Consider the following 6,503-nt stretch of genomic DNA (forward strand, 5'->3'; position numbering starts at 1 on the left):
ATTTTTGACTAAAAAACATTCATTTTTTGCTGTGTGAAACCTAATGCATAGTTAGAAAGCCATTTTTCAGAGTCTCCTTAGAATGGTTACTGTTGGTGCTGTATTAAGAACGCTCTGCAAGATAAGTGTCTAATCCTACATCACGTACCACACAAGTCAGAGTTCAGATCTCCATACGTATTTATCTCCACTTTCGTTTCATCGTAGTCTTTACAGGTAGCTGAATATTGCCAAATTGGTTCTTAATTATTCCGAGGTTCCTTAACTATCGGAGCGAAGAAGTATCCTTTGTTCCTCTTGAGAAAACAGATAGCCCACTTTCAACCCCTCATAATTACAGGGGCAGCGCTGCTGCTCTTAAAACAAGCAATCAATGAGCATGCCGTTATTAACGGTTTGATATCTTTTTTCACTTTTAATGATATCCAGCGTACGATTTAATCGATATTTATTATCTTTACTTTAACGGGATCACACTAACTCAAGCATATTAATGCAACAATTGCATCCTAATATTATAGCGGCCTATATGGTCAAGGATGTCATCTGTGGGGCATAAAAAAAAATACATTACCAGGCTTCTTTTTAGTCTTTCTCTTACCTTGACTATTAGTTGCAGTGGTGGTGGTAGTGGTACCTCCACTGGGAATGACAGTAATGATATTGCGGTGGTTGAGCCTCTCTCCGATCGATCAACAGCATTCGGGGTTGAGTTTGATAACGAAACAATAGACACAGGAGAGGGTATTTTTCCTCAGTACCCCATTTATTGGGATGAGCACCCTTACGAGTATACCGGCTTTGCCAATCTCAATGCCTACCTATGGGATAGAAAAAACTGGTGGAGAGCCTATTTTGGATTTGATCCTTACGAGCTTGACACGTCAAAAATTGAATGCGCCATGCTGGAGGCCTATGAGGCCTTTCGGATGGATGCTGCTCACTGGGATATCTGTAATTTTACATCTCAAAATGCGGCTGGAGGTCCCGGAGCGGATGGTGATCCGATGGGTATGGAATGGATTCCGCGCTTAGATTGGGATGAAGGAATATCTGGGGGGCATTTTCAAGCTTCAAATCAACCAACGCCGCGACGTTTTGCCGCGGGCTATTTTCGTGAATATCGCGTTGACGATGGTGTAGGGCTCGGATATAACAAAATAGTGGTCGATCATTTTAATGCTGAATCTTCCTTATTAGCGCGAGCACAAGTCGCTGCTACGCAAGTTTCTGAGGGGGTTTACACCGCCATTGATGTTGCCGCCGGAGGTTTGCACACCTGTGCATTACTAGAAGGCGGATCGGTTCGTTGTTGGGGCGCAAAGCATTGGGGGCAATTGGGTGATGGCTCTGGCGCAGAACAAAATGGAGTAATTTTAAAAGGGAAAAGTGAACCCAGCACCATTGTTGGCCTTGCGGAACCGGCTATTGATATCGCTGCCGGCTACGCACATACCTGTGCGGTACTTGTAAGTGGTGCTGTACAGTGCTGGGGTGCTAACTATTACACCCAATTGGGTAATGGAGTAGACGGGAGTTGGCGTTACGCTTGGGAGTTAACTGAGCCCATGATGGAAACATCGCCAGTTTATGTTGTTGGTATAGATAATAATCCGATTGATGATGTCGTCAGTATTGAAGGAAGCCATTCGGTTATGTGTGGCCTAAAATCGGGGGGCGACACGGTGTGCTGGGGACGCACAAGAATCCATTCACCACGCGGAGAGCTTGCGCTTGAGGAAACGAACAGAGAAAGAGCCACAACGATTACCGGATTGGAAACGGCCACTCAGCTGAGTCCGGGGGGACTACATACGTGCGGTCTTTTAGATAGTGGTGCTGTTCAGTGTTTAGGGGCAGATTTTCAAGGGCAATTGGGTGACGGTGATAGCGATGGCTCATGGTTATTACAGCAACACTCTCCCTCGTCAGTTGTGGGAATATCCAATGCTAAGGCAATTTCCTCGGGAGGCTCCCATAGCTGTATCATTGATAATACCGACAAGGTGTTCTGCTGGGGCAACGGCGCTATTGGTCAGCTAGGCCCGGGTATTACTGGAGAGTATTGGTGGAATCAATACAGTGCCACACCAGTGGAAGTTGCACTGCCAGTCACCCCGGTAATGATTGAAACAGGGGGTGCTCACACATGTATTGTTTCTGACACTTCGGAGGTGTGGTGCTGGGGCAGTAAATATTTTGGCAAACTCGGTAGCGGTAATGATCTACCAGCTAGTGAAGGCGAACCTGTTCAGGTGGCAAACCTTGATAAAAATGTTATCGCTATTTCAAGCAACCATGCTCATACCTGCGTTGTTCTGGATGGCGGTCAAGTACGCTGCTGGGGCTATAACGCCTTTGGCCAACTAGGTGAAAGTGGCTCTTTTGTTGATCGTAGTACTCCAGTCATAGTAAAGGGATTTTGATTCATAATTATATCGAGGCATTTGAAGCCTTCCGCTGTTAGTAGGGCGGCCTACTTCATTAGGGGGGAGGTTTCTATTTGAGGGCGCTCGATAGAGAGCAGCGTAGCTATATTACAATGCCTTTTGTCAGTGCAGGATTACAGTGGCGCTGATCAACTATGACTTCGCTACCAAGGTTAGCGAAATTATTGATCAGAATATAAAGGCATTCATTTGGATTTATGAAAACAGCAGCCGCTAGAATGTAATCCTTAGAATATTGTAATGTGCGGTCACTCTGCAGGAGCGTTTCGAGCAGAAAAAAACACCATACCGTCCGCATAGTGGGCGGTATGGTGAAAGCCGAGATTACTCAAAGCCCTGCGTCAGTCAGGCAACAATAGGCTTAAGCATGCCGTTCAAGTAGCGTTTACTGTCCCAGGAATAGAAGTGCCGAAGCACTGCCAGCCTCCACCAACAATCACCCAGCTATAGGTAACTAGCCCAACCAATAAAGCGAGAACCGTACTTGCGACTGGGAATCTAATATCTTTATTCGCATATCTCTCTTTCATATTCTTTAATGAGCAAAGCTCTATTACTGCACTCCCACAACTTCTTTTTTAATATAGATACCCAACCGCTTCGAAAGGCGAACTAAGTTCCCTCTATCCACAGAAAGCAATTTCGCAGCCCTACTCCAATTCCCGTCACACTTGATCAACATATGCCCTATAAGTTCACGCTGATAATCTTCAATCGCTGACCTGAGGCTTACTATTTCAAGCGGTGATTGAATCGGCTTCTCAATTTCAGGTTTAGCCGTGATATCATCTGGAATCTCTACGTGCGCGGCGGTGAGTGAAACAATCTCTGAGGGAGATGAACCCTTTCTCGCCTTAAGTGCTGCCCGGCTGATGACATGCTCCAGCTCCCTCACATTTCCCGGCCAACCATAGCGCTTTAACTTACTGGAAGCATCTGCCGATAATCTTAGCTGGCGAAAGCCCAGCTTTCGCCGGGACTTCTCCAGGAAGTAATCCGCTAACAACAAAACGTCATTCTCTCTCTGTGATAAAGGAGGCACTTCCAAAGGATAAACCGATAGCCGATGGTATAAATCTGCCCTGAACCCCCCACCCTCAATCTCCTTTAATAGCTCCCGATTAGTTGCAGCAACGATACGGACATCCACATGCTGAACGGTATCTTTACCAACCGGCTGGATCTCACCACTTTGCAACACTCTCAGCAGCTTACTTTGCACCGCCAGGGGCAGCTCGCCCACTTCATCGAGGAAGATCGTCCCACCATTAGCCAGGAGAAACTTACCTGGCCTCTCGCGATCCGCCCCAGTGAAGGCGCCTTTGGCGTGCCCAAAAAGCTCCGCTTCCGCTAAGGTCTCCGTTAGAGAGGCGCAATTAAGATAAACAAGGGGCTTCTCTCTGCGTGGCGAGAGTCTATGCACAGTGCGAGCCACCAACTCCTTACCAACACCGGTCTCTCCAAGAATCAGAACGTTGTAGTCGGAGCCGGCCACCAGTTCGATATCGCTGCGTAAAGTCTTTATCACCTGGCTTTCGCCAATTAACTCGCCACCATCACGCAAAAAGGCTTCTTGGGTGAGCTCCTTCACCAGCTGCTCGGCGTGCTCTGCTGAAAGTGAGAGCGCTTTTAATTCCAAGGCCGTTTTCAGTGTGGCGGCTGACAGGGCCGCAATCAATTCGAGAGTTCGGTCACTAATTCGTCCATAGGCATCTGCGGCCATACTATCCAGGGTTAGCAGGCCAACAAGATGGTTATCAGAATAGAGGGGCAACCCCATACAGGAGTGCACAGGCAGATCCCCTTCTCTATCCAACAGCAACCCATCAAAAGGATCGGGCAGAGCACAGTCCGACGGAAAGCGAACGGGGTTTTCCGAGGCACAAATTTGCGCAAGTCGAGGATGCTCACTGACGATAAAGCGGCGCCCCAGCGTTCGTCTCGCAAGTCCTTGCACCGCTAACGGGGTGAGCACATCCCCATTCAACCCCAGCAATGCGACGGCATCACACTTGATTGCCTTGCGAATGGTGGAAAGTAGGCGTTCGAAGCGGTCACTGTTATTCAGGCTGTTAGCCAGATCCAGCGCTACTTCCAATAGAAGGTTGGCGTTTATATCTGTCATTTATCGATGAGTCCAAACAGAATATTGATGTCATTATGACATACACATTAACTGGGTCAAAATGACACGATAAAATCTTAAAATATCTGTAACTTATTGATTTGTAAGATTTTAAATTTTTGGCATGGCGCTTGCTATCAAAAATAATGAGATTGGAATTGCCATAGAGGTCAAAATGCTCGCCACTGAAAACCCACTCCTGCGCAGACGCTTCGAACTCCTGCTTAAAGCTGGCAATCTTACCCTTCTATTGTCAGTGCCCTTCCTGATAGTAACCGTCGTTATCTGCTATCCCATGTCCCACCACTTTTCACTTCCGGCACAGGTCGCTGGCCATATCTTTATGGTCATCAGCGCAACACTTATAAAAATCGGATACATAAGCCGCTGCGTCGCACAATATAGCCTCTCTCTAGAGGTTAAATAAACAGCTGCTTTTTCACTAATTGGCTGAACGCAACGATCAGCAATTTTTTCAGGTATCGGATTTCTGATACCTCCGTTTTGGATTGTCCACGATAAATTTTCCGTTAGATGTATAAAGGAGCAAATCATGTTGACATCTAGAGAAATCAAAATTGTTAAAGCTACTAGTCCGATTCTCGATGGTGCGGGCGTAGATATTACTAAATATTTCTACCGTAGAATGTTTTCTTGTAACCCTGAGTTAAAAAATATCTTCAACATGAGCAATCAGGAAAGCGGCAAACAGCCGTTTGCCCTTTTCAGTGCCATATCAACCTTCTCAAAGAATATAGACAATCTACCCGCCCTTCAGCCTTTGATTGAACGCGTTGCCCAGAAGCATATCAGCTATTTTATTCAGCCTGAGCAATATGGCATCGTCGGAAAACATTTACTGGCGACATTAGAAGAATTTATACCCGACACCTTTACCAACGAAGTTATCGATGCTTGGCAGAGGGCTTATGCATTGTTTGCAAAGCTGTTAATGGAGAGAGAGCAAGAACTCTATAACGCCTCAAAAAATGCCGCCGGAGGTTGGTATGGGCCCAGGCAGTTTATCGTTAAGGACAAAATTATTGAGTCTGAACTGGTCACCAGCTTTACACTAAAGCCTGAAGACGGCGATACTGTTATTGGCTATCGTCCAGGCCAATATCTTGGGCTTCAAGTGAAGCCACCAGCACATGACCACATTGAAATTCGCCAATATTCACTCTCCGATAAGCCTAACAACACCACTTACCGTATCAGTGTTAAAAGGGAGGCCCAGCCGAGAGATGGTATTGTCTCCTCTTTCTTACATGACAGGGTGGAAATTGGGGATATCTTGGAGGCCTACCCGCCGAGCGGAGCTTTCTTTCTGAGAGACTCAGTAAAACCTATCGTGCTGATCTCAGCCGGTGTTGGGGTAACCCCTTTACTTTCTATGCTGGAATCCCTATACGAAAAGGAACCTAGCAGACCAATCACCTTCTTACACGCCTGCGAGAAGGAAGAGCAGCACTCTTTCAAGAAGAGGCTCACCGACCTTGCGTCGGACAATTCCAATATCAAACACTACTATTGGTATACATCGGGCGCAAAGGAAAGTACCTTTTCCGGGCTAATGAATCTGGAATTTGTTCGCGAGCAACTTCCCGTTGCCCAAGGCCAGTTCTACTTGTGCGGACCTACAGGATTTATGAAGAATATCAAAGAGCAGCTGGTTGACCTGAGGGTGGATTCTGACAGGATATTTTATGAGGTGTTTGGCCCCTATAGCGATATATAAATATAAAAAGTAAACCAGAAAACGATCACATTAATGATCCCCAGTTTACAATGGCTTTATCTGGCAAGACCCTACAGTTCAAAGGCGTCTTGCCAGTTGAAGCTTTGCAGCGCGGGGTGATCCTACCCACAAAAGACGGACACTCTCTTAAGCGATAAACTACGCAGCAGAGGTGCCCTATGACACGATC

Annotated in this window: 3 protein-coding genes; 2 read left to right on the forward strand and 1 reads right to left on the reverse strand. The window is 46.5% G+C overall.

What is annotated here, in order from left to right:
• The first annotated feature begins 539 nt into the window (after positions 1–539).
• Complete coding sequence (locus Q1A69_RS19410; protein ID WP_299589339.1) at positions 540–2,426, forward strand: hypothetical protein; 1,887 nt, start codon at positions 540–542, stop codon at positions 2,424–2,426.
• Between the two features lie 577 nt (positions 2,427–3,003).
• Here the strand turns inward: Q1A69_RS19410 and norR are convergent.
• Positions 3,004–4,575, reverse strand: a complete 1,572-nt coding sequence (norR, locus tag Q1A69_RS19415; protein WP_299589342.1) for a nitric oxide reductase transcriptional regulator NorR — start codon at positions 4,573–4,575, stop codon at positions 3,004–3,006.
• A gap of 553 nt (positions 4,576–5,128) precedes the next feature.
• Here norR and hmpA point away from each other — a divergent pair.
• Positions 5,129–6,313: an NO-inducible flavohemoprotein gene (gene hmpA, locus Q1A69_RS19420; RefSeq protein WP_299589345.1), complete on the forward strand. Its 1,185-nt coding sequence runs from the start codon at positions 5,129–5,131 to the stop codon at positions 6,311–6,313.
• The last annotated feature ends 190 nt before the right edge of the window (positions 6,314–6,503 follow it).

It is taken from the genome of uncultured Microbulbifer sp. (assembly GCF_947498635.1).
In the GTDB taxonomy this organism is placed as follows: domain Bacteria; phylum Pseudomonadota; class Gammaproteobacteria; order Pseudomonadales; family Cellvibrionaceae; genus Microbulbifer; species Microbulbifer echini.